General features: G+C 66.5%; 19 protein-coding genes and 1 riboswitch. Of the genes, 8 read left to right on the plus strand and 11 right to left on the minus strand.

From position 1 onward, the window contains the following. Positions 1–356 precede the first annotated feature (356 nt). From QA639_RS03205 to QA639_RS03215, 3 genes are all read left to right on the plus strand, one after another. A complete protein-coding gene (locus QA639_RS03205; protein WP_051376211.1) occupies positions 357–1574 on the plus strand; it encodes an efflux RND transporter periplasmic adaptor subunit in 1218 nt (405 codons plus the stop codon). Then, on the plus strand, positions 1571–4744 hold the full coding sequence (locus QA639_RS03210; protein WP_283089150.1) for an efflux RND transporter permease subunit: 3174 nt from the start codon (positions 1571–1573) through the stop codon (positions 4742–4744). The genes QA639_RS03205 and QA639_RS03210 overlap by 4 nt, the downstream gene beginning before the upstream one ends. A 267-nt stretch (positions 4745–5011) precedes the next feature. Next, positions 5012–6202 carry an ABC transporter substrate-binding protein gene (locus QA639_RS03215; protein ID WP_050385076.1) on the plus strand — a complete coding sequence of 397 codons (1191 nt, stop codon included), beginning with the start codon at positions 5012–5014 and terminating at the stop codon, positions 6200–6202. Between the two features lie 77 nt (positions 6203–6279). Here QA639_RS03215 and QA639_RS03220 read toward each other — a convergent pair whose 3' ends face one another. The 5 genes from QA639_RS03220 to QA639_RS03240 form a co-directional block, all read right to left on the minus strand. Continuing rightward, positions 6280–6672 carry an MAPEG family protein gene (locus tag QA639_RS03220; protein ID WP_028335307.1) on the minus strand — a complete coding sequence of 131 codons (393 nt, stop codon included), beginning with the start codon at positions 6670–6672 and terminating at the stop codon, positions 6280–6282. Positions 6673–6904: 232 nt separating this feature from the next. Next, positions 6905–7990 carry a lipocalin-like domain-containing protein gene (locus QA639_RS03225; RefSeq protein ID WP_283089151.1) on the minus strand — a complete coding sequence of 362 codons (1086 nt, stop codon included), beginning with the start codon at positions 7988–7990 and terminating at the stop codon, positions 6905–6907. Further along, positions 7980–10439 (minus strand): ABC transporter permease, encoded by a 2460-nt coding sequence (locus QA639_RS03230; RefSeq protein WP_283089152.1) that lies wholly within the window; start codon positions 10437–10439, stop codon positions 7980–7982. Before QA639_RS03230 ends, QA639_RS03225 begins: the two co-directional genes overlap by 11 nt. After that, positions 10436–11089, minus strand: coding sequence for an ABC transporter ATP-binding protein (locus tag QA639_RS03235; protein ID WP_028335310.1), 654 nt, complete (start codon positions 11087–11089; stop codon positions 10436–10438). The genes QA639_RS03230 and QA639_RS03235 overlap by 4 nt, the downstream gene beginning before the upstream one ends. 36 nt (positions 11090–11125) lie before the next feature. Further along, complete coding sequence (locus QA639_RS03240) at positions 11126–11887, minus strand: class I SAM-dependent methyltransferase (protein WP_050385073.1); 762 nt, start codon at positions 11885–11887, stop codon at positions 11126–11128. A 223-nt stretch (positions 11888–12110) separates the two neighbouring features. Here QA639_RS03240 and QA639_RS03245 point away from each other — a divergent pair, with 223 nt between their 5' ends. Continuing rightward, the gene (locus tag QA639_RS03245) at positions 12111–13439 is read left to right on the plus strand and encodes an MFS transporter (RefSeq protein WP_283089153.1); all 1329 of its coding nucleotides are present in this window, start codon (positions 12111–12113) and stop codon (positions 13437–13439) included. Between the two features lie 74 nt (positions 13440–13513). On the opposite strand, the gene QA639_RS03250 is transcribed toward QA639_RS03245, so the two are convergent. After that, entirely contained in the window at positions 13514–15232 is a 1719-nt protein-coding gene (locus tag QA639_RS03250) for an N-acyl-D-amino-acid deacylase family protein (RefSeq protein WP_028335313.1), read from the minus strand. A gap of 167 nt (positions 15233–15399) precedes the next feature. After that, complete coding sequence (locus tag QA639_RS03255; protein WP_283089154.1) at positions 15400–17220, minus strand: chloride channel protein; 1821 nt, start codon at positions 17218–17220, stop codon at positions 15400–15402. A gap of 79 nt (positions 17221–17299) precedes the next feature. Between QA639_RS03255 and QA639_RS03260 the strand changes: the two genes are divergently transcribed. Next, on the plus strand, positions 17300–17752 hold the full coding sequence (locus QA639_RS03260) for a MarR family winged helix-turn-helix transcriptional regulator (RefSeq protein WP_283089155.1): 453 nt from the start codon (positions 17300–17302) through the stop codon (positions 17750–17752). A 28-nt stretch (positions 17753–17780) separates the two neighbouring features. Here QA639_RS03260 and QA639_RS03265 read toward each other — a convergent pair whose 3' ends face one another. Beyond that, positions 17781–19019 (minus strand): MFS transporter, encoded by a 1239-nt coding sequence (locus tag QA639_RS03265; protein ID WP_283089156.1) that lies wholly within the window; start codon positions 19017–19019, stop codon positions 17781–17783. Between the two features lie 162 nt (positions 19020–19181). On the opposite strand from QA639_RS03265, the gene QA639_RS03270 reads away from it, so the two are divergent. Beyond that, positions 19182–20429 carry an ATP-grasp domain-containing protein gene (locus tag QA639_RS03270; protein WP_283089157.1) on the plus strand — a complete coding sequence of 416 codons (1248 nt, stop codon included), beginning with the start codon at positions 19182–19184 and terminating at the stop codon, positions 20427–20429. A gap of 17 nt (positions 20430–20446) precedes the next feature. On the opposite strand, the gene QA639_RS03275 is transcribed toward QA639_RS03270, so the two are convergent. From QA639_RS03275 to QA639_RS03285, 3 genes are all read right to left on the minus strand, one after another. Next, the gene (locus QA639_RS03275; RefSeq protein ID WP_157343409.1) at positions 20447–21439 is read right to left on the minus strand and encodes an ABC transporter substrate-binding protein; all 993 of its coding nucleotides are present in this window, start codon (positions 21437–21439) and stop codon (positions 20447–20449) included. A 196-nt stretch (positions 21440–21635) separates the two neighbouring features. Further along, positions 21636–21809, minus strand: a complete 174-nt coding sequence (locus tag QA639_RS03280; RefSeq protein WP_167350403.1) for a hypothetical protein — start codon at positions 21807–21809, stop codon at positions 21636–21638. 113 nt (positions 21810–21922) lie between these two features. Beyond that, on the minus strand, positions 21923–24130 hold the full coding sequence (locus QA639_RS03285; RefSeq protein WP_283089158.1) for a TonB-dependent receptor: 2208 nt from the start codon (positions 24128–24130) through the stop codon (positions 21923–21925). Between the two features lie 163 nt (positions 24131–24293). After that, positions 24294–24491, minus strand: a riboswitch (cobalamin riboswitch). Positions 24492–24603: 112 nt separating this feature from the next. On the opposite strand from QA639_RS03285, the gene QA639_RS03290 reads away from it, so the two are divergent. Further along, the gene (locus tag QA639_RS03290) at positions 24604–25647 is read left to right on the plus strand and encodes a FecCD family ABC transporter permease (RefSeq protein WP_157343414.1); all 1044 of its coding nucleotides are present in this window, start codon (positions 24604–24606) and stop codon (positions 25645–25647) included. Next, positions 25644–26417 carry an ABC transporter ATP-binding protein gene (locus QA639_RS03295; protein WP_157343416.1) on the plus strand — a complete coding sequence of 258 codons (774 nt, stop codon included), beginning with the start codon at positions 25644–25646 and terminating at the stop codon, positions 26415–26417. Before QA639_RS03290 ends, QA639_RS03295 begins: the two co-directional genes overlap by 4 nt. The last annotated feature ends 97 nt before the right edge of the window (positions 26418–26514 follow it).

The following is a 26514-nucleotide window of genomic DNA, read 5'->3' on the forward strand; positions in this document are numbered from 1 at the left end:
TGATTGATTCCCGGCGAACCTTCTGTGATCTCTCCTCACCCCGAAAGGCCAGCGAATCTGTCCCTTCCTGTCGTCACGGCTTCGCGATCACGTCGTAAGGCTTTCAGATTACGCAACTATTCGCTTGATCCGGCGGCCATCTTGAACAGACTGGGGAGCGGCTACATCTGTGACGTCCGCTGCCGCGACATTGCGGTGGTCCATCCGCGTTGAATCACCGCAAGTTCAATTGCGACTTTCGTAGCCCTGCACTGATCCTGGGGGAGAGGGAATTGAGTTCGATTGACAGAACGGGGCGTGTGGCTCCGGTGACCGGCGTCGAGCGTCATTCGCTTCGCCGCCATGCCTCACGCGGCCTGTCGCTCAGGCCTTGGCTCGGCCTTGCGCCGATCGGGCTGCTGGCGGCGCTGGCGCTCGGCGGCTGCGACAACAAGAGCGCGCAATCGCAGGCCGCGCCTCCGCCGCCACCCGTGACCGTCGCGCAGCCGGTCAAGCGCACGGTCACCGACTGGGACGAGTTCACCGGCCGCTTCGAGGCGATCGAGGAGGTCCAGGTCCGCGCCCGTGTCGGCGGCTTCGTCAACAGCGTCGAGTTCAAGGATGGTGCGATCGTCCACGCCGGCGATCTGCTCTACATTATCGACCCGCGGCCGTTCGAGGCTGTCGTGCTGCAGGCCGAAGGCCAGCTCGCCGACGCGCGCGCCAAGGGGGAGCTTGCCAAGCGCGATCTCGAGCGCGGGCTGAACCTTGTGCAGACCAGCGCGGTCTCGGAGCAAGTCGTCGATCAGCGCCGTCAGGCGTTGCAGGCGGCGCGCGCCGCAGAGACCCAGGCCGAAGGCACGCTGAAGGCCGCGCAGCTCAATGTCGAATTCACCCATGTGCTGGCGCCGATCACCGGCCGCGTCAGCCGGCATCTGGTGACTCCGGGCAATCTGGTGCAAGGCAGCGAGGGCGGCGCGACGCTGCTGACCTCGATCGTGTCGCTCGATCCGATCTACATCTATTTCGACGTCGACGAGGCGACCTATCAGCGCAACAGCAAGCTGTGGTTCGAGGGCAGGCGGCCGAGCTCGCGCGACACCGCGAACCCGGTGCAGGTGATGCTGACCGGCGAGACCAAGCCCTCGCATGAAGGCAAGATGGACTTCCTCGACAACCGCCTCGACGTCTCCACCGCGACGCTGCGCAGCCGCGCGGTCGTTCCGAACAAGGATCTGTCGGTCCTGCCCGGCCAGTTCGGCCGGGTCCGTATCATCGGCTCCTCGCCCTATGAGGCGCTGTTGATCCCGGACAGCGCTGTTGCCACCGACCAGTCGCGCAAGATCGTGTTCGTGGTCAAGGACGACAACACGGTGGAAGCAAGAGCAGTCACGCTCGGGCCGCTCGACGAGGGCCTACGCGTCGTCCGCGAAGGCCTCAAGGCGGAGGATCACGTGATCGTCGACGGCCTGCAGCGCGCCCGCGTCGGCGCCAAGGTGACGCCGAAGATGGCGCAGGCTCCGGCGGATTCCAAGCCGGCCGCAGGCGACAGGCCGGCGGCCGCTGACAAGCCCGCCGCAGGTGCCAAACCATGAATCTCGGCAGGCTCTCCATCAACCAGCCGATCCTCGCGATGGTTCTGTCGATCGTGCTGCTGATCGTCGGCGCGATCGCCTATCCGACGCTGCCGGTCTCGGAATATCCGCAAGTGGTGCCGCCGACCGTCGTCGTCACCACGCAATATCCGGGCGCCTCGGCGCAGACCGTGTCCGACACCGTCGCCGCTCCGATCGAGCAGGAGATCAACGGCGTCGAGGACATGCTGTATCTCTACAGCCAGGCGACGTCGAACGGCCAGCTCACCATCACCGCGACCTTCAAGCTCGGCACCGACCTCGACAAGGCCCAGGTGCTGGTGCAGAACCGCGTCGCGATCGCGCAGCCGCGGCTACCCGAAGAGGTGCAGCGCAACGGCGTGACCACGCGCAAGAACTCGCCCGACATTCTGATGGTCGTGTTCATGCTGTCGCCCGACGACACGTTCGACCAGCTCTACATTTCCAACTACGCGCTGCTGCAGGTTCGCGACCAGCTGTTGCGGCTCGATGGCGTCGGCGACATCCAGATGTTCGGCGCGCGCGATTACTCGATGCGGCTGTGGCTCGATCCCGACCGGATCGCCAATCTCGGTCTGACCTCGACCGAGGTGCTGGCGGCGATCCGGGCGCAGAACCTGCAGATCGCCGGCGGCCAGATCGCCGAGCCGCCGATCGCCGATCGCGCATTCCAGCCGAACCTCGTCTTCACCGGCCGCCTCAAGGACATCAGGCAGTTCGAGGATATCGTGGTGAAGGCCGGCTCCGACGGCCGCACGGTACGTCTGCGCGACGTCGCCCGCGTCGAGCTCGGCGCGCTGTCCTACGCCACCAACAGCTTCCTGCTGCGCAAATCCGCCGTCGCGCTGCTGGTGACGCAACGGCCCGGATCGAACGCGCTCGCCACCGCCAAGAGCATCTCCGACACGATGGAGCGGATGAAGGCGAGTTTCCCGAAGGGGCTCGACTACAATATCGGCTACAACCCGACCGAATTCATCGCCCAATCGGTCCACGAGCTGATCAAGACGATCTACGAGGCGATGGCGCTCGTCGTCATCGTGGTGCTGGTGTTCCTGCAGGGATGGCGGCCTGCGATCATCCCGATCATCGCGATCCCGGTGTCGCTGGTCGGCACCTTCGCGGTAATGGCCGCGCTCGGCTTCTCGATCAACAATCTGACGCTGTTCGGTCTGGTGCTCGCGGTCGGCATCGTGGTCGACGACGCCATCGTGGTGGTCGAGAATGTCGAGCGGCATCTCGAGCACGGCATGAGCCGGCGCGAGGCGGCGCTCAAGACCATGGAAGAGGTCGGCGGTGCGCTGGTCTCGATCGCGCTCGTGCTGTGCGCGGTGTTCGTGCCGACCGCCTTCCTCGGCGGCATTTCCGGGCAGTTCTTCCAGCAATTTGCGGTGACGATCGCGGTCGCAACCGCGATCTCCTGCTTCTGCTCGCTGACCCTGTCGCCGGCGCTGGCCTCGCAGATCCTGGTACCGCATGAGGAGAAACGCCCGCCGGCGCGCTGGAACATCATCGCGCGCGGCTGGGACAGCTTCACTGCGCTGTTCAACCGGGTGTTCGACCGGCTGGCGCACGGCTATGCATCGGTGGCCGACTTCGTGATCCGGCATACGGTGGTGATGCTTGCGCTCTACCTCGTACTGATCGGCAGCGCCGGCTGGCTGCTCGCGACCACCTCGCAGGGCTTCATTCCGGCGCAGGATCGCGGCTACGTCATCATCTCGGCGCAGCTGCCGGGCGCCGCGTCGCTGGCCCGGACCACCGCCGTTGTGCGCGAGATCGAGCGGATCGCGCTGGATACGCCGGGCATCGTTCGCGTCGCGGCTTTCGCCGGCTTCTCCGGTGCGACGCGCACGCAGCAGGGCAACGCCGCGGCGCTGTTCCCGGTATTCGACGAGCCGGAGGCGCGCCTGAAGAAGGGGCTGACGGCGAACGCGATCACGGCCGAATTGCGCAAGCGTCTCTCGGTGATCCAGGGCGCCTTCATCATCGTCATTCCGCCGCCGGCCGTGCCCGGTATCGGCACCGGTGGCGGCTTCACCATCCGTGTCCAGGATCGCCAGGGGCGCGGACCCGAACTGCTGGCTTCCGCGACCGATGAACTGGTGACAGCCGCGCGCAAATCGCCGTCTCTCACGTCGGTGTTTTCGCCGTTCACCGCGAACACGCCGCAGCTGTTCGTCGACATTGATCGCGTCAAGGCGCAGAAGCTTGGGGTGCCGATCGCCAACATCAATGACACGATCCAGACCTATTTCGGTTCGACCTATGTCAACGACTTCAACCTGTTCGGCCGCACCTATCACGTTACCGCGCAAGCCGATCTGCCGTTCCGGAAAGACAGCCCCGATCTCGCAAGGCTGCGCACCCGCAACGTCGCCGGCGACATGGTGATGCTCGGCAGCATCGTGGACTTCAAGGACGTCTCGGGACCCGACCGCGTCGCTCGCTATAATCTGTACTCGGCGTCCGAACTGCAGGGTGAGCCGGCACCGGGCGTGAGCTCGACGACGGCGCTCAACACCATCAAGCAGCTCGCCGACCAGACATTGCCGAGCGGCTTTTCCTTCGAATGGACCGACCTGTCCTACCAGCAGGTCACCGGTGCCAATGCCGGTCTCTACGTGTTCCCGATCTGCGTGCTGTTCGTCTATCTGGTGCTGGCAGCGCAATATGGCAGCTGGACATTGCCGTTCGCGGTGATCCTGATCGTGCCGATGTGCCTGTTCGCGGCCACGATCGGCGTGCGCCTGATGGGCCAGGACGTCAACATCCTGACCCAGATCGGCTTCGTGGTGCTGGTGGGGCTGGCCGCCAAGAACGCGATCCTGATCGTCGAGTTCGCGCGCGACATCGAGCTCGAGGGCCGATCGCGGCTGGACGCGGTGATCGAGGCCTGCCGGCTCCGTCTGCGGCCGATCCTGATGACCTCGTTCGCCTTCATCCTCGGCGTGCTGCCGCTGGTGGTATCGACCGGTTCGGGCTCGGAGATGCGGCAGGCGGTCGGCGTTGCCGTGTTCTTCGGCATGCTCGGCGTCACCCTGTTCGGCCTGATCTTCACGCCTATCTTCTACATGGTGGTGCGCAACCTCGCGGAAGGAAAGAACGAGGGCAAGCCGGCCGAGCCCAAGGCAACTGTGGCGGGGTGAGCAGCCCAAACTTGTGCCCGTCACCCTGAGGAGCCTGCGAAGCAGGCGTCTCGAAGGGTGCACGGCCACGAGCCGGCCGTGCACCTTCGAGGCTCGCCCAGCGGCGCAGTTGCGCCGCAAGGCTTGCGCCTCAGAATGACGGAAGGGCTGCAAGCGCGCGTCGACAGAGGCAATACTTTTGGCTGAGCGGAAAGAGATGGGCAGACGTGGGGTTATAAAATAATGTCGCGCCGATTTTCCTGATAGAAACTGCTGGGAGAGCATAAAATGAAGTCCGGATTTTTGGCCGCGGTCGCGGCCTGCAGCCTGATGCTTGCGGCGCCGGCGATGGCCCAGGGCGTCAAGATCGGCATTCTGAACGATCAGTCCGGCGTCTATGCCGACTACGGCGGTAAATACTCGCTCGAAGCCGCGCGGATGGCGGTCGAGGATTTCGGCGGCGAGGTGCTGGGACAGAAGATCGAGATCGTTACCGCCGACCATCAGAACAAGCCGGACCTTGCGACCGCGATCGCGCGGCGCTGGTACGAGGTCGAGAACGTTGACATGATCACCGAGCTCACCACCTCGTCGGTCGCGCTCGCGGTGCAGGAGCTGTCGAAGGAAAAGAAGAAGATCGACATCGTGGTCGGCGCTGCGACCTCGCGCATCACGGGCGATGCCTGTACGCCCTACAGCTTCCACTGGGCCTATGACACCCGCGCGCTCGCCGTCGGGACCGGCGGCGCGCTGACGGAGGCTGGCGGCGACACCTGGTTCTTCCTGACCGCCGACTACGCCTTCGGCTACGCACTGGAAAAGGACACCAGCGACATCGTCGTGTCGAAGAAGGGCAAGGTGGTCGGCTCGGTCCGCGTACCGCTCAATTCGTCGGACTTCTCGTCCTTCCTGCTGCAGGCGCAGAGCTCAAAGGCCAAGATCATCGGGCTCGCCAACGCCGGCCTCGACACCACCAACTCGATCAAGCAGGCGGCCGAGTTCGGCATCGTGCGCGGCGGCCAGAAGCTTGCCGGCCTGTTGATGACGCTGTCGGAGGTGCACGGTCTCGGGCTCGAGGCGGCGCAGGGTCTCGTGCTCACCGAGGGCTTCTACTGGGACCACGACGACGCCTCGCGCGCCTTCAGCGAGCGCTTCTTCAAGCGCACCAGCCGGATGCCGAGCATGATCCATGCCGGCACCTATTCGGCGACGCTGAGCTATTTGAAGGCGGTGAAGGCCGCCGGCACCAAGGACAGCGAGGCGGTCGCCGCCAAGCTGAAGGAGCTGCCGGTCGATGACGCCTTCGCCAAGGGCAAGGTGCTCGCGAACGGCCGCATGGTGCACGACCTCTATCTGTTCGAGGTCAAGAAGCCCTCGGAGTCGAAGAAGCCGTGGGATTATTACAAGCAGGTCGCCGTGGTGCCCGGCGACAAGGCCTTCTTCACCGCCAAGGAAAGCGGCTGCCCGCTGACCAAGTGAGGCGTGGCTGGCGAAACAGAACAAACATCGGTGTCGTCCCGGCGAAGGCCGGGACGACGGCGGAATATGTGGCGGCGTTACGCGTGGACCAGCCGCCACACCGCGCCGCCGATCGCGCCGACCCAGAGGATGACGCAGGCCAGCGCCTGGATGGCGAAACCGGGGCTGCGTTTCGCCACCGCTTCGCGATAGCCGATGAAATAGACGATGCGGCCGATCACCCAGATTGCGCCGACCGCCGCCGCGGCGGCATCGCCGACATAGACCGCGAACAGCCAGAGCGACGGCAGGAAGATCGGCATCCATTCCAGCGTGTTCATCTGGATGCGGTAGATGCGCTCGAAATCCGGATTGCCCGTGATCGCCGGCAGCTTGACGCCGTAGACCGCGCGGGCGCGGGCGACCTGCAGCGCGAAGAAGAAGTGCAGCGCGACCGCAAGGCAGGTGACGATGGCGGTGTAGTGGTACATGTCAGGCATTTCCTCTTTCCATTGGCCCCGATGTCATGACGGGACAGCGAAGCCCGGTGTGACATGCGGCCTCGCTTTACCTCTCCCCGCGCGCGGGTGAGGGGGGACCTCGGCGAGACCAGCTGTCGCCGGGTACGCGGAGACGGCCCCTCACCCCAATCCTCTCCGCGTAAGAATGGGGCGGGGGAGCACCGTTATGCCGCGGCCCCATTCGGACCAAGTCAGTCACGTCCTAGTACCCCGTCATCTCAAGATAGCCGATTCCGGCGTGGCTGCCTGAAAAGCGGATCGGGCCTTCCCAATAGGGGAAGCTGGTTCCCATCCAGGCCTTCGGATTGAGCGGCGTGGTCTCGATGGCAAGGCCGCGTGCGGGCAGGCTGACGCGCCATGACGTCGGCAGCTTGCGGCCGTCGATCTCGGTGGTCGTCACGGGCGCGATGCTGTTGCCGCTGGCGGCGATCTCGGCCGAGCGGCCGTCCGGCGTGATCCAGTTGCCGAACAGGTTCTCGCGGCCGTCCTTCTGGCGCAGCCGGTACAGCATCAGCTTCTCCTCGCCGGGAAGATGCAGCGAGAACCAGTCCCAGCCGGTCTGATCGGCCGCCAATGGCTGGCTGCTCCATTCGCGATCCATCCACGCCGAGCCCGTGACGTCGACCGGTCTGTCGTCGATCACGATGCGACCGGACGCCTTGTAGAACGGCTGGCTGTAGTAATAGGAGGCCTGTCCGCGATCCGACTTGCGGCTGTAGCCGTGGTCGCCCTGCAGCACCAGCGCGCGGTTGGCTTCGAGCTGCAGCGCGGTGCTGAAGTCGGCGGCGGAGGCCTTGAGCTCGAGCGGCGCGACGCGCTGCGCATCGAATGCATCGTGCCCCCGCAGCTCCCAGGCGTCGATCCAGCCGCGGAACGGCGTGGCCTCGACGCCGGCCTGCCCGACGCCGCCGCGCGCAAAGGTCTCGCTGAAGCGGTGCGTGGCGGCGCTGGTCACGGCGGCGTGGCCCATCCAGAGTTGCTGATTGGCCCAGCCCTCGGCCGGGCCGCCCGCTTTCATCGCCTGGCGGAACAGCGTCCATTGCGCGCCATAGGCCGCGCCGCTCGTGTCGGACAGGTTGGCGGTCACGTACCACCATTCGATCCGGAATTCCGGATGCGGGCCGTGGTCCGCGGGGAACGTGAACGGCTTGCCCGGCGTGACGGCGGCAAATCCTTCCGCGGTCTCGCCAAGTCCGGCGAAGCCCTGCGCAAACGTCTTGCCGCCGAGCGCGAGCCCCAGCGCACCGCCGGCAAAAGCGCGACGCGTGATGGTGCCGCTAGCGTTCATTGACAAAGATCCTGATCAGGCTGGCCGGCTGCATGCGCGCCAGCCTCGCGACCGGAAGCGCGGCGGCACAGAATGCGGCGGCCAGCGCCACCGCGAGCAGCTCGATTAGCTGCAGCGGGAAGACGTGGAACGGCAGCCGCCAGCCGAACGCCTTGACGTTGACGATCGCAAGCAGGCACCACGCCACCAGCAGGCCGAGCGGCAGCGCGAACAGCGCGGTGATCAGCGCGACCGCCATGGTCTTCAGCAGTTCGAGCGCGGCGAGCCGCCGCCGGGTCAGGCCGATCGCCCACAACGGAGCCAGCTGCGGCAGCCGCGAATTGGCCAGCGTGAGCAGGCTGGTCAACAGCGCAATGCCGGCGACGCCGAGCGTGAAGGCGTTGAGCGCGGCGGTCACCGAGAAGGTGCGGTTGAAGACCCGCTTCGATTCCGTTTTCATCCTCGCCTGGTCGGCGATGTTGCGATCATCGAGACCGAATTTCTCCTGTAGCGCGGTGATCAGCGGTGCGATCTTGTCCGGTGCCACGCGGAGGCCCATCCGCGTCATTGGTGTCTGCGGGAAGCGCCGGGTCAGCGCGGCGAAGTTGACCGCGATCTGGCCCTTGGGGTTGCCGTAATCGGCATAGATGCCGACGATCTCGAGCGGCCAGTTGCCGCCGGGGGCGGGCACCTCGATATGATCGCCGATCGCCAGCTTCATCCGCCGCGACAGCTGCTCGCTGACGAGGCAGGTATCGCCGGGCCGCAGCCGAACCCACGCATTCGCGACGTTTTCGAGCAACGGCCAGTTGTCGCGATAGGTGGCGTGGTCGGGCAGGCCGAGCACCTCGATCGGCGCGCCGCCGAGCTGGGTGTCGGCGCGGCCGCCGGGCAGGACGGCCTGAACCTCGGGCTGATCGCGCAGCCAGGCCTTGATCTCCTTTGCCTGCTGATCGCTGGCGGCGCTGACATAAACGTCGGCGGCGAGCCTTCCGTCGAGCCAGACCAGGAAGGTGCGGTTGAAACTTTCCACCATGGTGCCGACGCCGACATTGACCGCGAGCGCAAGCAGCAGCGCCATCAGCGCCAGCGACAGTCCCGACAATTGCTGGCGGCTGTCGGCCCAGAACCAGATGCCGACCGGCGCCCGCGCGCTGCGCTGGCCGAAGGCAAGCGCGACTTGCAGGACCATCGGCAGGATCAGCGCCGCGCCGAGCATCAGCGCCGCGAGCACGGCGAAGCCCGCGATCAGGGAATCGCCGAACCAGATCAGGCCCGCGGCGACCGCGAACACCGCGAGTGCCGCCGCGCTCTGGAGCAGCAGCCAGCGCCGCTGCGCCTGCTGCCAGGCCTGCGGCTGCGCCGTCGCCAGCACCGGCATCCGGATCGCCTTGGCAAGGCTCGCCGCCGCCGCGGCGAGCGCGCCCAGGATGCTGATGGCAACACCGGCGAACCACCAGACGGGTTTGAGCGAAAGCTGTCCGGGAATCTGCGCGCCATAGAGCCCGCGCAGCGATGCCGCGACGTCCGGCAGCAAGGCAGCCGCGATGAAGTAGCCGCAGACGAGGCCGACCAGGCCGGCGACCAGCGCCAGCGACACCAGCTCGATCACCAGCACGGTATTGAGCATCCGCGCCGAGACGCCGCAGGCGCGCAGCGTGCGCAGCATCGGCAGCCGCTGCTCGAAGGCGAGGCCGATCGCGGAGTTGACGATGAACAGGCCGACGAAGAACGACAGCAGGCCGAACGCGGTGAGATTGAGATGGAAGCTGTCGGTCAGCCGTTCGAGATCGCTCTCCGCGCTCGGCTCGACCAGGCGGAGCTTGTCACCCGCCACGCTTTCCAGCGCTGCGTGCGGCGCCTTGGCCTTGCCGACCAGCAGGCGCGAGACCTGGCCGGGCATTTTGAGGATGTCCTGCGCCATGCCGATATCGACGATCAGTGCGCCGGGCGCGAGCTCGGCCTGTACGCGCAGCGGCGGCAAGCTCGTGCCGTTGGCCTCTGGCCGCTCGCCTTCCTTGAGGCCGAGATCGCGCAGCGTTTCCGGGGCCACCAGCATTTCGCCCGGCGGCGTGATGAAGGATTGCAGGCTGCCGCGTCCGACCGCGGGCGCGTTGCCGACCTCGGACGGCAGCGTCACCGGCTCGACGCCGAGCAGGCGGAAGCTGCGCCCGTCGATCTGGACCCGGCCCTCCAGCATCGGCGACACCGGCCAGCCGGCACGCCGCAGATCGACGAACAATGTTTGCGGGAAGGTCGCGCCGTCCCGGGCGACCAGCATCGCGGTGCGCGACCCGCCGAAGGTCGCGGCGGCGCGGTCATAGGCGATGCGCGCCTGCTGGTTCAGCGCCTGCACGCCGCTCCACAGCGCGGTGGCCGAGATCAGTCCGATCAACAGCGTTGCGAGCTGCATCGGATGCCGCCGCCAGTGGCTGAGCAGCGCCGCGAGGATCCACAGCGCGCGCCTCATGCGACGATCCCGGCATGCAGGGTGACCTGGCGGTCGAGCGTCGCCGCGAGCCGCGCGCTGTGCGTGACCATCAGGAAGCCGCAGCCGGTGCGGGTTACCAGATCGCGCGCCAGCGCCAGCACCTCGTCGGCGGTGTCCTCGTCGAGATTCCCGGTCGGCTCGTCGGCGAGCAGCAACAGCGGCTTTGGCGCCAGCGCGCGGCCGATCGCGACGCGCTGCTGCTGGCCTCCGGACAATTGCTCGGGATAGCGCCTGAGCAGGCTTTTCAGGCCGAGGCGCTCGACCAGTTCGTCGTGCCAGGCGGCGTCATGCCGGCCGGCGATGCGCGACTGAAACACGAGATTGTCCGCGACCGTCAGGCTCGGGATCAAATTGAATTGCTGGAACACGAGGCCGAGCCGGTCGCGGCGCAATTCGGCGCGGCCGGCGTCGTTGAGGTGGGAGACGACGGTGTCGGCGAGGGCGATCTCGCCGCTATCGGCGGCATCGAGTCCCGCGATCAGATGCAGCAGCGTGCTCTTGCCGCTGCCGGATTCGCCTGATAGCGCCACGCTCTCGCCGGTCGCAACGGCAAGGTCGACACCGCGCAGCACCGCGATGTCTTCGCCGGCAGAGCGGTAACTCTTGGTCAGGCCGGTGACGCGAAGCACCGCGGCGGTCTGGTCAGATGAAGCGATGGCCGTGCCTCATTGCGGCTTCTGGTATTTCAGGACGAACTCGTCGATCGGCACCGGTGCCTTGAAGACGGGAATGTCCTTGGGGTCCTCCGCATGATGCAGGAAATCGCCCTCGGCCACCAGCTTGAAGCCGGCCGCCTCGATCTCCTGCTTCAAGGTGCTCTCCTCGATCCGGTGCAGCGTCTTGGCGACGCTGGTGCCTTCGCCCGTCTTGGCCGAGTGATCCGCGATCACGAGGAAGCCGCCCGGCTTGAGCGCGGCGAACATCTTCTTGTTCATCGCGGCGCGGTCGACCGGCAAATAGGTGATGTCGTGATAGAAAAAGAAGAAGGTGATCATGTCGAGGTTCTTGACCTCGGGCGGGATCGGATCGTCATAGTCCCGCACCACATGGACGACGTTCTTCATCGCCGGCGCCTTGGCGCGGTTGTCGAACTTGTCCTTGACGAAGCGCTCGAGCACGGTCGCGGAATCCTGTGCGTAGACCTTGCCCGACGGAGCTACGGTGCGCGCCAATAGTTCGGTGCTGTAGCCGGCGCTCGCCGCCATGTCGAGGATCGTCATACCCGGCTTGACGCCGGCAAAGGCGAGCATCTTGGCCGGCTGCCGGCGCTGGTCGACCTGACGATCCGCATCGCTGCGATCGGGTGCGGCGACGATCGCGGCGTAGTCGGGATTGGGGGCGTCTTCCGCGCGAACTTGAGGCGCGGCAAGCAGCGCGGCAAATACAAGTGCAGCGCAGGCGGTGGCACGTAGGATCAATCTGTTCATGAAATAACCCCGGGCTTTTCGTTGGCCCTGAACATAGCAGTCGGGACATGACAGTTCACCGCTCCACTGGCGCGACCGACGCGATCGTGATCGGGACGTTAGAAGCGCTCCGGGGCGCACAACCCCGAGGAAATGCGGTGTTGCGTTGCACGGCGAGGCGTGGCTAGCATCGCCGGACGGGGCCGATTTACGAAGCCAAGAACGAAACGACGGGGAGCCGGACATGACGACGCAAGCGACGTCCAAGAGGACGTCAGAGGGGCTGTCAAAGGGGACGCCGAAGGGCGCCTGGCAAACCACCTTCCTTCTATTCCTGTTCATGGTGGTGAACTTTGCCGACAAGATCGTGGTCGGGCTCGCCGGCGTGCCGATCAAGAAGGAAATGGGCCTCACCCAGGAGCAGTTCGGCGATCTCGGCTCGTCATTCTTCCTCTTGTTCTCGATCTCGGCGATCGTGGTCGGCTTCATCGTCAACCGCGTCGCCACCCGCTGGGTGCTGCTGATCCTGGCGGTGATCTGGTCGCTGGCGCAATTTCCGATGGTCGGCACCGTCAGCTTCACGACGCTGGTGATCTGCCGCATCATCCTCGGCGCCGGCGAGGGGCCTGCGTTCTCGGTCGCCGCGCACGCGATCTACAAATGGTTTCCGGACGAGAAGCGCACGCTGCCGACCGCGATCCTGTCGCAGGGCTCCGCGTTCGGCGTGATCCTCGCGGTGCCCGCGCTGAACTGGATCATCGTCAATCACAGCTGGCATCACGCCTTCGGCGCGCTCGGCATCGTCGGCCTGATCTGGGCCGTCGCCTGGTTCGCGCTCGGCAAGGAAGGGCCGCTGGTGTCGACGTCTGCAGTGACGGCAGACGAGCCGCGGATTCCGTATAGGAAGCTTTTGACCTCGCGCACCTTCATCGGCTGCGTGGTGGCAACCTTTGGCGCCTATTGGGCGCTGTCGCTTGGGCTCACCTGGTTCACGTCCTTCATCATCGAGGGGCTCGGCTTCTCGCAGCACCAGGCCGGCTTTGTCTCGATCCTGCCCTGGATCTTCGGCGCGACGATCGTGCTGCTGACCGGCTGGATCTCGCAGCTGATGCTGACGCGCGGCTTCACCACCCGCGGCGCGCGCGGCGTGCTCGGCTCGGTGCCGCTGATCGTCGGCGGCGCCATCCTTGCGATGCTGCCCTATGCGCCGCCCGGCGGGATCATGATCGCGCTGCTGGTGATCGGCTCCGGCCTGTGCGGCTCGATCTATGTGGTATGCCCGCCGATGCTCGGCGAGTTCACGCCGGTGTCGCAGCGCGGCGCGATCATCGCGATCTACGGCGCGCTCTACACGATCTCGGGTATCCTGGCGCCGATGGTGATGGGCAATGTGATCCAGCACGCGGCAACGCCGATGGCCGGCTACATGTCCGGCTTCACCATCAACGCGGCGATCATGGCCGGCTCCGGCCTGCTCGGATTGCTGCTGCTGTGGCCGAACACCGAGCGGGCGCGCCTGACCGGCACGTCGCAGCCGGCAGGCACGATCAAGGGCGCGATGTCGCCGACGTAAGGGGGCGCGCAGACTTGCTCTACCTTGCCTCTCCCGCAAGGGGAGAGGCGGGAGTTTGCCGTGACGGTCTTACCCTAATTCATTCCCTGCGCGCCGCGCACCAGTCTGCCCGGGCGCGCGCCGGTGGGCTTGGCCTCGCGCTGGGTCACGATGCCCGACACGATGGTGGCGTCGTAGCCGTCGACCTGCTGGAGCAGGCGGCGGCCGCCGACCGGCAGGTCGTAATGCACCTTCGGCGGATGCAGGTGCAGCCGGTCGTAATCGATCACGTTGACGTCGGCCTTGAAGCCAGGAGCGATCACGCCGCGATCATGCAGGCCGACCGACAGCGCGGTCTTGCGCGACTGCGCCGCGACCACGAACGGGATCGAGAGCTTCTCGCCGCGGCTGCGGTCGCGCGTCCAGTGCGTCAAGAGATAGGTCGGGAAGCTGGCATCGCAGATGATGCCGCAATGTGCGCCGCCGTCGGAGAGGCCGGGCACGGCGCTCGGTTCGCGCAGCATCTCATGCACGGCGTCGAGATTGCCGTCGGCGTAATTCAGGAACGGCACATAGAGCATGCCGCGGCCCTCGTCGGTCAGCATCGCGTCATAGGCGAGCTCTTCCGGCTGCCGGCCCTGGCGCCGCGCCTGCGGCCCGAGCGCGTTTTCCGGCGGCTGCTCATAGTCCGGCGGATTACCCAGGAGGTACATCTTGTCGTAGTTCGGGCGGAAGAACAGCGGATCGTCGGTCGCCGTCGCGCTCTCGCTCAGGATCGCCGCGCGCACCTCGGGCCGGCGCAGCTGCGCGAGCCGCTCGGCCAGCGGCAGCCTGGCGATCTCGCGATAGCTCGGATGGGTCTGGAACGGGTTGCGCGACAATTCGAGCCCGAGCAGCAGCCCGACCGGCCGTGCCGCGATCTGGGTCGTGATCGACAGGCCACGGGCGGCGGCTTCGTTGATGGTGTCCATGGTCTGCCGCCAGCGCCGCGGCGCCTTGTCGGCCTGGGCGACGGAGAACGAGATCGGGCACCTTGTGTTCTCGGCGACCCGCAGCATCATCGGCAGGTCTTCGTGCACGGTGCTCTGGTCGAGCACGAATTGCAGCACGCTGCGGCCGACGCCGTGCATCGCGCCGGCGATCGCGGTCAGTTCATCCTCGCCGGCTTTCAGCGTCGGCGTGTAGTCGCCGGTCGAGGTGCGGTGATTGAGCGTGCGCGAGGTCGAGAAACCCAGCGCGCCCGCACGCACCGCATCGCCGGCGAGTGCTGCCATCGCCTTGTTGTCCTCGGCCGTTGCGGGATCGCGGCGCGCGCCGCGCTCGCCCATCACATAGACCCGCAGCGCCGCATGCGGCAGCTGTGCGCCGATGTCCATATCGAAGCTGCGCTTCGACAGCCACTCCATGTAGTCGGGGAAGCTCTCCCACGCCCAGGGAATGCCGGCCGAGAGCACCGGCTCCGGAATGTCCTCGACGCCTTCCATCAGCTGGATCAGCCTGGTGTGGTCGCTCGGCCGGCACGGCGCGAAGCCGACGCCGCAATTGCCCATGATCGCCGTGGTGACGCCGTTCTGCGACGACGGCGTGATGTCATGGCTCCAGGTCACCTGGCCGTCGTAATGGGTGTGGACGTCGACGAAGCCCGGCGCCACGAGCTTGCCGCGTGCGTCGATCTCTTCCTTGCCCTTCGCCGAGACCTTGCCGACTTCGGTGATCTTGCCGCCTGTGATCGCGACATCGGCTTCATAGAGGTCGCCGCCCTTGCCGTCAGCGATGGTGCCGCCGCGGATCACGAGGTCTGGGGTCGAGGTCATGGCATTTCATCCCGAGTCTGATTTTGGTTGACGGCATCATGGGTCAGCCCCTGATGCTGTCAACCAGCGCCGATGAAGCTCTGGGATGCGCCGGCGGCGATTTGCCAGCTGGGATCGAGCGTTGCCGCCCGGCGGAAATTTGTTCCGCCGGGCAACCCGCCGCGAACTTATCGCGCGCCGAAGAACGCCGTCTTCTGGGTCTCCTCGGCCTGCAGCCTCGCGCGCACCCGCATCAGGTCCTTCCAGCCGATATAGCCGACCAGGCGCTGATCCTCGCGCGAGATCACCGGCAGATGCGAGACGTTGACCTGCATCAGGCGGTCGGCGAGCCGGTCGAGATATTCGTCGGGATAGGCGACGGTGATCTTGCCGCCGGCCAGCAGCTGCTTGAGCGTCGCAGTGCGATGCTTGCCGGCGCGGCGCCAGCGCAGCACGGAGGGCGGGTCGATCACGCCGAGCACGTGATGGTTGGCGTCGACGACGGGAAAGCTCGGGTGAGCTGTCTTCGGGTTGGTCAGGAAGGCGGCCGCGCCGTGCAGCGTCATGGTGTCGGAGACGGTTTCGACCGCCTTGGTCATGACGTCGCGCACGCGCGTCAGCGCGAACGGATCGACCCGGTACTCGCGCACCAGATGATGGCCGCGCCGCGCCACCTTCTCGGTCAGGATCGAGCGCCGCATCAGCAGCACGGTGACGCCGTGCGCGCTGCAGCAGGCTGCGATCAGCGGCAGCAGCACGTGGGTGTTGCCGGTCAGCTCGACGGCGAAGAAGGTCGCGGTCAGCGGCGAGCGCATCGTGCCGCCCATCGTCGCCGCCATCGCCAGCAATGCCCAGAAGCCGGGGCTTGCCGGCGGCAGATAGCCGCTCAGCGCCGTTCCCATCGCGCCGCCCATGATGAGCAGCGGCGCCAGCACGCCGCCCGACGTGCCCGAGCCGAGCGCGACCGACCAGATCACAGCCTTTACCACCAGCAGCAGCAGCGCCGCCTTCAGCACCACGTCGCCGCTCAGCATCGACGCGAGGTTGTCGTAGCCGACGCCGAGCGCCTGCGGCTCGATCAAGCCGCCGAGACCGACGACCAGGCCGCCGATCAGCGGCCACCACATCCAGTGGATCGGCAGCTTGAGGAAGATGTCCTCGCAGCCATAGACCAGCTGGGTGAGCACGCCCGACAGCAGGCCGGAGAGAATTCCGATCAGCATCCAGGCGCCGAGCTGCAGCACGGAGATGTCGACGCCGCCGGTGAACGGAAACAGCGGTGCGGGCATGTGCAGGAAGGTGCGTCCGACCGCCGCCACCACCGCGGCAACGGTGACGGGAATGAAGCTGCGCGGCGTCCATTCGAACAGCAACAGTTCGACCGCGAGCATGATCGCGGCGATCGGCGTTCCGAACACGGTGGTCATGCCGGCTGCGGCGCCCGCCACCAGCAGGGTCTTGCGCTCGTTGTCGCTGACCGGGAGCATCTGCGCGATCAGCGAGCCGATCGCGCCGCCGGTCATGATGATCGGACCTTCGGCGCCGAACGGGCCGCCGGTGCCGATCGACACCGCCGACGACAACGGCTTCAGGATCGCCACCTTGGGGTCGAGCCGGGAACGGCCGAGCAAGATCGCTTCGATCGCTTCCGGAATGCCGTGCCCGCGGATCTTCTCGCTGCCGAAACGCGCCATCAGCCCGATGATTAGCGAGCCCGCGACCGGCACCAGCACGGTCCAGAGGCCGAGCGGCGAATCCTGCAATTTCAGGTCGGCGAAGCTGAATTGGCCGAAATAGGCGATGTTGGTGGCGAGCTTGATCAGTTGCAGCAGTCCCGCCCCGGCCAGCACGCCCGCGGCGGAGACAAACACGGCGATCGCCGAGATCACCACGACGCGCGGATCGGTCGTGAAGTCGCTCAGGAGGTGGCTGGCCTTCTCGCCGATTTTGGCGGTGTTTGGGGCGGTGTTCGTGGCGGAGGCGCTCGATTTGGTGGAAATGACGCTCATTGGTGGCGTAAGGCTCGAGTGAAGTGGACGCGGGGGCGTCATATCGCATTGCGATATAATTACAAGCGGGAGACATCGAATGGCAGCGTTGAAAGGACCGTCGAAATCGCCGAGGCAGGACCAGAAGCGGGTTCCCAGCCAGGCCGATTACGAGGCGCTGTCGCAATTTCGCTATCTGATCCGCCGGTTTCTGGAGTTCAGCCAGGATGCCGCGAAGGCCGCGGGCCTGACGCCGCGGCAGCATCAGGCCTTGCTGGCGATCCGGGGGTATCCGGGCGGCGGGCCGGTTGCGGTCGGCGATCTGGCCGAGCGGCTGCGGCTTCGTCACCACACCACGGTCGAACTGGTCGACCGGCTGTCCGAGGCCGGGCTGGTCGAGCGCGTGCTGGATCCCGCCGACCAGCGGCGGGTGCTGCTGAAATTAACCGGCCTTGCGGCCGATCATCTCGCCGAATTGTCGGCGGTCCATCTCGATGAGCTGTCGCGGATCGAGCCGCTCCTCAAGCAGGTGCTGTCGCGACGGTCGGAATGAGCGCGCCGCGTGCACAACGTTTTGCGCTTCAGCCGCGCGGGCTGGCGGTCTCGGCCTGATATCCCGAAGCCTGCGGCTTGCGCTCGGTGACGAGGGCAAGCAGCACGGTCAGCACCATGAACACCACCGAGGCGCCGAACACCCAGTGCGGCATGTGCTGGTCCATGATCCAGCCGAACAGCAGCGGGCTCACGATGCCGCCGAAGTTGAAGCCGGTGGAGACGATGCCGAAGGCGCGGCCGGCGGCGGCGGGGGACGCCGCGTTGCGCACCATCATGTCGCGGGACGGCGCGATCACGCCGCCGAGGAATCCGGCGAGCCCCATCGCCAGCGTGAGCGCCACCGGCGGCAGGTCGAGCAGCGCAATCAGCAGCACGAGGGCGGCATTGACGGCGAAGCAGCCCGCGGCGACCTGGCTGTGGCGGTGGGTCCAGTCGGCGAGATAGCCGCCGGCAAGCACGCCGGCCGCGCTGGCGCCGAGGAATGCGGTCAGCGCGATATTGGCCGTCGAGAACGACGCGCCGTAGCCGCCCATCAGTGCGACCACGCCGAAATTGTTGATGCCCGAGGTCGACAGGCTGAGCAGCGTGAAGAAGGCCGTCAGCACCATCAGCGCCGGCGTGATCACGCTCGCCTTCGGCGCGGCGTCGTCCTTTGCCTTGTTCTTGTTGGCGCCGGCATCGGGAATGCCGAGCACGATCAGGAACAGCGCCACCAGCGGACCGACCGCGCCGGCGACGATCAGCGCGCCGAGGCCGCCGATCGAGGCGACGAGTGCCGCCATGATCGCGGGCGCCACCGCGCCGCCGAGGAAGCCGGCGAAGGTATGGATCGAAAAGGCGCGGCCCATCCGCGCCTCGTCCATATGAGCCGAGAGGATTGCATAGTCGGCCGGATGATAGACGCTGTTGGCGAGGCCAAGCAGCACCGCGCAGACGATCAGCGACGTATAGCTGAGATGCAGGCCGAGCCCGATCAGCGCGCAACCGCCGACCGTCAGCCCGATGAGGAGGATCTTGCGCGCGCCGATATGATCGGCGAGGTAGCCGATCGGCGCCTGGGTCAGCCCGGAGACCACCGCGAACACCGTCAGCGCCAGGCCGAGCTCGACATAGCCGACGCCGAGCTGCTGCTTCAGGAACGGGAACAACATCGGCAGCACGAAGATATGAAAATGGCTAACCCAATGGGCGACCGAGATCCCCGTCAGCGTGCGCAGCGCACTGTCGGCTTTCGCTTGCTGCGGTGCGGCCAGAACGTCGACCATGTGTCTGAAAACCCTAATTCCGGAAAGCCCGCCGAAAATAGAGATTGGCCGCTAATTGTCCATGAACGCAGGCGCATGGCTGCCCCCGGCGTGGGCGTGCCGGATCGACACATGCGGCATTAAATGCGGCGACAAAGCACGGCGGCACGGCGATGATCGGCCATGATCGACGCCAAAAAGCAGCTCCGCGTGCTGGTGTCGGAGGGCTCCAGCACCTCCGGCCGCGAGGCGATCACGATCCTGGGCCTGGCCGGCCATCACGTCGAGGTTTGTGACCCCTCGCGCTGGTGCCTGGCGCGCTACTCCCGCTTCGTCCGCAAATACCACCATTGTCCGCCGCTGCGGTCGGATCCGGCCGGCTTCCTGCGCTTCGTCGAGCGCCTGTTGGCGTCGCGGCATTTCGATGTGCTGCTGCCGACCCATGAACAGGGATTTCTGTTCGCCCGCGCCGCGGCGGGGCTGGCATCACGTACCGGCCTCGCGCTGCCGGATTTCGCCAGCTATCGCGCCGTGCACAGCAAGGCCGGCTTCAGCCGCCTGCTCGATCGGCTCGGTCTGCCGCAGCCGCCGACCCGGATCGTGACCTCGGCCGAGGAGCTGCGCGAGGCGGTGCGGTTTCCATCCGTGGTGAAGACGTCGGTCGGCACCGCCAGCCGCGGTGTCTGGTTCGTGCGCGACGCAAGCGATCTCAATCGCGCGCTCTACGACCTCGAGTCCTCAGGCGATTTTGCCGGCGAGGTGCTGGCGCAGGATTTGGTCACCGGCACGGTCGAGAAGGCGCAGTCGGTGTTCTGCCATGGTACGCTTGTCGGCTTCCATGCCTACCGCCAGATTGCGGCCGGTGTCGGCGGCGGCGAGGCGATCAAGGAGAGCGTGAGCCGGCCGGCGATCCGCGCCGGCCTCGAGACCATCGGCGCGCATCTTGGTTGGCACGGTGCGCTCTCGGTCGACGTCATCATGCCGCTCGACAGCGCGACGCCGCTGTTGATCGACTGCAACCCGCGGCTGGTCGAGCCGATGAACGCCTTTCAGTCGGGCGTCGATCTGGTCGATCTGCTGCTGCGCGTCTCGCGCGGCGAGATGCCGGCACCGCTGGCCGAGGGGCGCGCCGGGGTGCGGACGCATCTGGCGATGCAGGCGCTGCTCGGCAGTGCGTCGCGCGATGGCACGCGGCGTGACCTGATCCGGGAATGCGGCCGCATCGCCACTGGCGAAGGACACTATCGGGGAAGCAGCGAAGAGCTGACGCCGGTGCGGCTCGACTGGCTCAGTGCCGTGCCGCTGGCGATGACGACAGTGCTGCTGCTGGCATCGCCGCAGATCGCCTCATCGCTGGCGCGCGGCGGCTTTGGCGCGCATCTGCTCGATCGCGGCAGCATCAAGGCGATCGAAAACGGCGATTTCCGCTAGTATCCTTCAGCGCAAATTCACTGCACGATCTTGTCCGCGCGCTTCAATAGCTCCGATGGAATCTCGACGCCCACCGCCCGGGCTGCCTGGAGATTGAAAATCAGCTCTCGCCTGGTGACGACGCCGACCGGCAGGTCGCCCGGCTTTGCTCCCTTGAAGATCTTGTCGGCAAACGTCGCAAACTCGCGCCATGTATCGGCGACGTTGGCGCCATAGGTAATCACCCCGCCCGCGTCCGCCTGGCCGCCGGGAAACATTGCCGGCAAGCGGTTCTTCATGGCCAGTTCACCGACTCGTTTTCGATTGCTCCAGGGCACCGGCACTTCCAGGACCAGCAGCGCCTCCGCGCCTTCCTTTGCCATCCCGGCGATCGCGGTTTCCAGATCGTCCGCACTCTTGACCTTCACGATTTGCGGCTCCAGCCCCAACGCCTTGGCTGCGGCCTCGTTGGCGCGGTCAATCGGAGCAAGCCCGCGTTCATCAGCGCCGGGGATCGTTTGATCACTGAGAATCGCAACGCGCTTGATCCCGGGGAGTGCCTCCTTCAGAATTTTGAGTTGGTTGCTGGCCTGCTGCGGATCGAGATTCGTGAGGCCCGTGACGTTGCCTCCCGGTTTTTCCATCGAGGCGACAAGCTTCAATGCAACCGGATCGGTGACGATCGCAAAGATCACGGGGATCGTCGACGTGGCCTTCTGCGACGCTACGGCCGCCGGGCCACCGAGTGCGAGGATGACATCCACATTCGCGCCGACCAGCTCCGAGGCGAGGCCCGGAAGGCGCTCGAGCTTCGATTCGGCAAATCGCGGTTCGATGACGATGTCGCGTCCTTCGAGATAGCCCCGTTCGGCGAAATCGCTCAGTAGGTTTTTCTTGATGGAGTCGAACAGCGGCGACGGGCTGCCGTTGATGAGGATTCCTACTTTCCGGGGGGCCTGTTGCGCATTGGACGGGTCGCACATCGACGCGATGATGCAGAAGACCGTGAGCACCGCCTTCGCAAATCTCATGGCACCGCCCCCCAGCAAGGACCCAGCGTCCATGCGGAGCCTAGCATGGTAACCAATCCGGAAGGGGGGCCAGCCCATGACCCCGCTGCGACCTATTGTCTGCTTGGCGACGACGAGCCGGGCTCGGTAGCTCGCAAGCTACCAGGCCGCCGCGCGCGACTGAGCGCAGGATCTGTCGATCGATATTCGCCGCGCCTCACAACGGCTCGTCATCATTGCCGTAGCGGTCGAGCTTCGGCGTGGCGATGTCGCCGTCCTCGTAATAGTCATCGTCCTGTAGCGCTGCGGGTGGCGGAGGCTTCTTCGCCTTGTCGTCGGTCTTGTCCTTGATCTTCGTGCCGCCCTTGGTCTGCTTCCCGGCCTTGGCCATGCGTTTCCCCTGCGCGGGTCAAATCAGCTGCCGGAACTCTACCCCAGTTTCCGTGCGTTTGTAATGTTCGGGAGACGGTGCGGCAGGGCACACCCGCCCCACCGGATCACGCTCTAAAACGTCGCGCCGGCCTTGACCATGTAGGTGCGGCCGGGCAGCGGATAGGCCGAGAAGCGGCCATCCGTGAACGTGCTCGCGATGGCGTAGTCGTAGTAGAGCGCGTTGAACAGGTTGTTCACGCTCAGCGACCAGAAGAAGCGGTCAACTTGTCCGCTCAGCTTGATATCGGCGGGGGCGTTGCCGGGAATCCGGCTCTGGGTGTTGGCCTGATCGTTGTCCATGATGCGCGAACTCCAGGCCCGCACCGTGGCGTCGAACACCAGGTAGTTCTGCCAGATATTCCAGGTGACGCCGAGATTGCCGGTGTAGCGCGACACCAGCGGTACGTCGTTGCCGGCCCACACGCCTTCGCGGAAGACGGCGCGGGTGATCGCCATGCCGCCGCGCAGGGTCACGCTGTCGCTGACCCTCAGCGAGGCGCTGGTCTCGCTGCCGTAGCGGCGGGTGGGGTCGAGGTTGGTGTTGTAGAACAGCACCGGGTTGAAATGGATCTCGTTGTCGAGATCCATCAGATAGACGCTGGTCTGGACCTGGAAGCGATTGGTCCTGACGCGGAAGCCGCCCTCGACGTCCTGCGAGGTCTGGGTCTTGAGCTGGAAGGTCTGCGGGATCGGGGCGAAGGTCAGCGGGTCGAATGACGGCCCTGATGCAACGCGCTCGTCGACATCAGGCGTGCGGAACGCGCGGGCCGCGCGGCCGAACACGGAGAAGGTGTCGGTCAGGCGATGCTCGACGCCGACATGCAGCGCGTATTGCGTCTCGTTGCTGTCGAGCGGCGCTGCCTGCGCATCGAACGCGAACGGCGCATTCGGGTCGTAGCGATCGCGCGCCGAGATGCTGGTGTTCTGGACCCGCGCGCCGTAGGAGAAGTCGGTCGTCGGCAACAGGCCCAGCGCATGTTGCCAGTAGCCGGCCACGGACCGCTGCTCGATATTGTAGATATGGAAGGGATCGACGCCCTGATAGGCGCCGCGCGCCTCACGGAAGGTCGAATCGTAATAGTCGATGCCGGTCAGGATCGTCGACGGCATCCCCAGCATCACGTTCTTGACGCTGAGCCGCGGTGTCAGAGACCAGGTCTGCAGCGCGGCGTCATTGTAGGTCGAGGCGAAGCTGATGGTCGGCACCCTGCCGAAGAAGCCGCTCTGCGTCTCGCGCTGCCGCCAGCCGCCGTCGACGATGAGGTCGACGCCGTTCATCAGCGACCTGGTGAAGCCGGCGGTGACGCTGGCGGTCTGCTGGTTGGCATAGTCGAAGGGCGTCGCGGCGCCGCGGCGGTCGGTGAGCAGCTCATTGACGCCGATCGACGGATCGACCAGCCGTCCGCCGGGCAGGCCGAGCTTCTGGTCGCTGCCGGTGACGGTCAGGAAGGCGGTGAGATCAGGCGTCGTGTAGTTGATGTTGCCGACGGCGTTGCGCTGGTCGAGCGCATTGTTGACGCGGTAGCCGTCGGACTTGATGCCGTTGCCGTAGAACGAGGTGGACCACGGTCCGGAGTTGAGCGCCGCGGAGACCGCGGCCATGCGGGTGTTGAACGAGCCAAATCCGGCCTCGGCGCGCATCGTCGTCGGCGGGCCGCCGACGCCGGTCTTGGTAATGATGTTGACGACGCCGCCCACCGCGTTGTCGCCGTAGAGCACCGCGCCGCTGTTGCCGCGCGTGATCTCGATGCGCTCGATCGAATCGAGCGGGATCGTGGTGAGGTCGAAGCCGGCCTTGTCGACGTCGTTGAGGCGGCGGCCGTTGAGCAGGAACAGCGTGTTGTCGGTCGCGAAGGCGCCGAAGCCGCGCAGGTCGACCGAGGTCTTGGCGCCGTTCGGTCCGCCATAGGGCGTTTGCAGCTGCACGCCTGGCACCTGCGCGAGGATCTCGGGCAACGACTGCACCGGCGAATGGGCGATGTCGTCGGCGGTGATCACGGCCGAGGAGGAGCCGACAATGCCGGCGAACTGGCGGCCGCCGCCGGTGCCATCCGTTCCGGTGGCCGCGCCGGTCGCTGTCGTGCCCGATCCGCTGCCTGTGTCGTTGCCTTGCGAGGTGCCCGGCGCCGGGCGTCGCGGCGCCGGCGCTTCGTCAGCGGCCGGCCTGGCGCGCGTGACGTTCTGGTCGCGCGGCTTGGTGACTTCGATCGCCGGCAGCTGATCGGGAGCGGGTGCCTGCTGCGCCCGCGCGGCGGAGAAAAGGATTGCCGGCGCGATCATCGTCGACGCGAGCAGAAGCGCGCGGTGTCGCCGATGGAAAGGGAAGGAGAACATAAGCGAGGTCTCGGTAACGTCAGTGGCACGTCACCGCGAACCAGTCTCACCATCGTGCTCACAGCATCAGGTGAAGCTCATGCCTGTACTCCCCGACCGGCAGCATCGCGTGTGATCACGGCTGACGGCAGGTCTCCTGGCTCGCGGGTCGTTACCCTTCATCGCCTTCCCGGGACCGAGATTCCCAGTGGCCTGTGACGAAGGATTCACCGCATACAGTTGCGGGGGCAGCCGCGGCGTTGGGGAAGTTTCCCCGTACCGCATTCCCTTTTCATCTCACGAAAGAACCGTCATGTTCATCTAGGGTTCGGCCGGGTAGCAAAGTCAATCCGGCGGAAGTCGGGCAATGGCCGGGCGGCCACGGTTTTTGCCGAGTGTCGCTTGTCTGCCACGGCGATCGCTGTAAGACCATGGATCCAATGAGCGTGCAGGATTTTGCCTTGGCGGCCGAGGTCGCGGCGCGGCGCCGGTGGGGCGCCACCGCGGCGCTGCTCGCGCTCGTGGCCCTGCTGTGCGTGCTCTCGCTCGGCATCGGGCCGGTGCGGCTGTCGCCGCTCGCGGTGATCGAGGCGCTGTTCGGCGGCGGCAGCGATGTGGCGCAGGTGATCGTGCGCGAGATCCGCCTGCCGCGCACCATCCTGGCATTCGCGATCGGCGGTATTCTCGGGCTGTCGGGTGCGTCGCTGCAAGGGCTGCTGCGCAATCCGCTAGCCTCGCCGTCACTGTTCGGCGCGCCGCAATCGGCCGCCTTCGGCGCGGTGCTGGTGATCGCGCTGGGCCTCGCCGATGTGCGTTCCTACGCGCTGCCGGTGGTGGCGATCATCGCCGCGTTCGGCTCGGTGTTCGCGCTGCTTGCGATCGCCGGCCGCAACGCCGGACTGCTGATCCTGATCCTCGCCGGGCTCGCGATCTCGAGCTTTGCGGGAGCGGCGACGGCGCTGGTGATGAACCTCTCCAGCAATCCCTTCGTGGTGCTGGAGATCGCGTTCTGGCTGCTCGGCTCGCTGGAAGACCGGAGCTTCCAGCACGTCGCGCTGGCGCTGCCCTTCATCGTCGCAGGCGCCGCCATCCTGCTCAGCCAGGCGAGCGCGTTCCGCGCGCTGACGCTCGGCGAGGAGGCGGCGCAGAGCCTCGGCGTCGATGTCGGGCGGTTGCGGCTTTTCGTGATCACGGGCGTGGCGCTCGGCGTCGGCGGCGCAGTTGCCGTGACAGGCACGATCGGTTTCATCGGCCTCGTTGCGCCGCATCTGATGCGTCCCGTGATCGGTCACGATCCGGCGCGGCTCTTGGTGCCGAGCGCGCTCACCGGCTCGGCGTTGCTGCTCGCCGCCGACATCGCGGTGCGCATCATCCCTTCGACCTCGGACATCAAGGTCGGCGTGCTGACCTCGATCATCGGCGTGCCGTTCTTCCTCTATCTGATCATGCGCGAACGCCGCGCGCTCGGCGGAGGCGTGGCATGACGCTGCTCTCCGCTACCGCGCTCAATGCTTCGCTCGGCAGCCGCGAGGTGCTGCACGATGTCTCGCTGTCGCTGCCATCGGGCCATCTCGTCGCGCTGATCGGGCCGAACGGCGCTGGCAAGACCACGCTGCTGCGCGCGCTGGCCGGGCTGATTCCGTCGGGCGGCGAGATCCGGATCGGCGGCGATGCGCTGGCCTCGCTGCCGCTGCGCGAGCGCGCGAAACGTTTCGCCTATCTGCCGCAGGGGCACATGGTGCACTGGCCGCTGCCGGCGCGCGATATCGTCGCGCTCGGCCGCTATCCGCACGGCGCGACCGATCCGGCGCGGCTGTCGCAGACGGATATGGAGGCGGTGCTGCGCGCGATGCAGGCGGTCGACGTCACTGAATTCAGCGATCGCCGCGTCACCGAACTCTCCGGCGGCGAACGCAGCCGCGTCGCGCTGGCCCGGGTGCTCGCGGTGGAGGCGCCGGTGATCCTCGCCGACGAGCCGACCGCCTCGCTCGATCCGCGCCACCAGATCGACGTGATGCAGAAGCTGCGCAACGTCGCCGATACCGGTGTGCTGGTGATCGTGGTGACGCATGACCTGGGACTCGCCGCGCGCTTCGCCGATCATGTTCTGGTGCTGTCGGAGGGACGGCTGGCCGCGCAGGGCGCGCCTGTCGACGCATTGTCGGAGGCGGTCCTCGCCAGCGTGTTCCGGGTCAGCGCCTATCGCGCCGAATTTCAGCGCGAGGCGGTCATCGTGCCGTGGGCGGACGTGTGATGAGGATGCGGCGTCTCCACGAGTTCAGTTCACCTCTCCCGCTTGCGGGGGAGGGGGCGCTGTTTTCGCGCGGACGCTATCTTGCGTCGTGCCTTGC

It is taken from the genome of Bradyrhizobium pachyrhizi (genome assembly GCF_029714545.1).
In the GTDB taxonomy this organism is placed as follows: Bacteria; Pseudomonadota; Alphaproteobacteria; order Rhizobiales; family Xanthobacteraceae; genus Bradyrhizobium; species Bradyrhizobium pachyrhizi.

What these genes read in the sequence shown, in the direction of transcription:
- QA639_RS03210 (WP_283089150.1), top strand. Translation starts at nt 1,571, where the DNA reads ATGAATCTCGGCAGGCTCTCCATCAACCAGCCGATCCTCGCGATGGTT.
- QA639_RS03215 (WP_050385076.1), top strand. Translation starts at nt 5,012, where the DNA reads ATGAAGTCCGGATTTTTGGCCGCGGTCGCGGCCTGCAGCCTGATGCTT.
- QA639_RS03220 (WP_028335307.1), bottom strand. Translation starts at nt 6,672, where the DNA reads ATGTACCACTACACCGCCATCGTCACCTGCCTTGCGGTCGCGCTGCAC.
- QA639_RS03225 (WP_283089151.1), bottom strand. Translation starts at nt 7,990, where the DNA reads ATGAACGCTAGCGGCACCATCACGCGTCGCGCTTTTGCCGGCGGTGCG.
- QA639_RS03230 (WP_283089152.1), bottom strand. Translation starts at nt 10,439, where the DNA reads ATGAGGCGCGCGCTGTGGATCCTCGCGGCGCTGCTCAGCCACTGGCGG.
- QA639_RS03240 (WP_050385073.1), bottom strand. Translation starts at nt 11,887, where the DNA reads ATGAACAGATTGATCCTACGTGCCACCGCCTGCGCTGCACTTGTATTT.
- QA639_RS03245 (WP_283089153.1), top strand. Translation starts at nt 12,111, where the DNA reads ATGACGACGCAAGCGACGTCCAAGAGGACGTCAGAGGGGCTGTCAAAG.
- QA639_RS03250 (WP_028335313.1), bottom strand. Translation starts at nt 15,232, where the DNA reads ATGACCTCGACCCCAGACCTCGTGATCCGCGGCGGCACCATCGCTGAC.
- QA639_RS03255 (WP_283089154.1), bottom strand. Translation starts at nt 17,220, where the DNA reads ATGAGCGTCATTTCCACCAAATCGAGCGCCTCCGCCACGAACACCGCC.
- QA639_RS03260 (WP_283089155.1), top strand. Translation starts at nt 17,300, where the DNA reads ATGGCAGCGTTGAAAGGACCGTCGAAATCGCCGAGGCAGGACCAGAAG.
- QA639_RS03265 (WP_283089156.1), bottom strand. Translation starts at nt 19,019, where the DNA reads ATGGTCGACGTTCTGGCCGCACCGCAGCAAGCGAAAGCCGACAGTGCG.
- QA639_RS03270 (WP_283089157.1), top strand. Translation starts at nt 19,182, where the DNA reads ATGATCGACGCCAAAAAGCAGCTCCGCGTGCTGGTGTCGGAGGGCTCC.
- QA639_RS03275 (WP_157343409.1), bottom strand. Translation starts at nt 21,439, where the DNA reads ATGAGATTTGCGAAGGCGGTGCTCACGGTCTTCTGCATCATCGCGTCG.
- QA639_RS03280 (WP_167350403.1), bottom strand. Translation starts at nt 21,809, where the DNA reads ATGGCCAAGGCCGGGAAGCAGACCAAGGGCGGCACGAAGATCAAGGAC.
- QA639_RS03285 (WP_283089158.1), bottom strand. Translation starts at nt 24,130, where the DNA reads ATGATCGCGCCGGCAATCCTTTTCTCCGCCGCGCGGGCGCAGCAGGCA.
- QA639_RS03290 (WP_157343414.1), top strand. Translation starts at nt 24,604, where the DNA reads ATGAGCGTGCAGGATTTTGCCTTGGCGGCCGAGGTCGCGGCGCGGCGC.
- QA639_RS03295 (WP_157343416.1), top strand. Translation starts at nt 25,644, where the DNA reads ATGACGCTGCTCTCCGCTACCGCGCTCAATGCTTCGCTCGGCAGCCGC.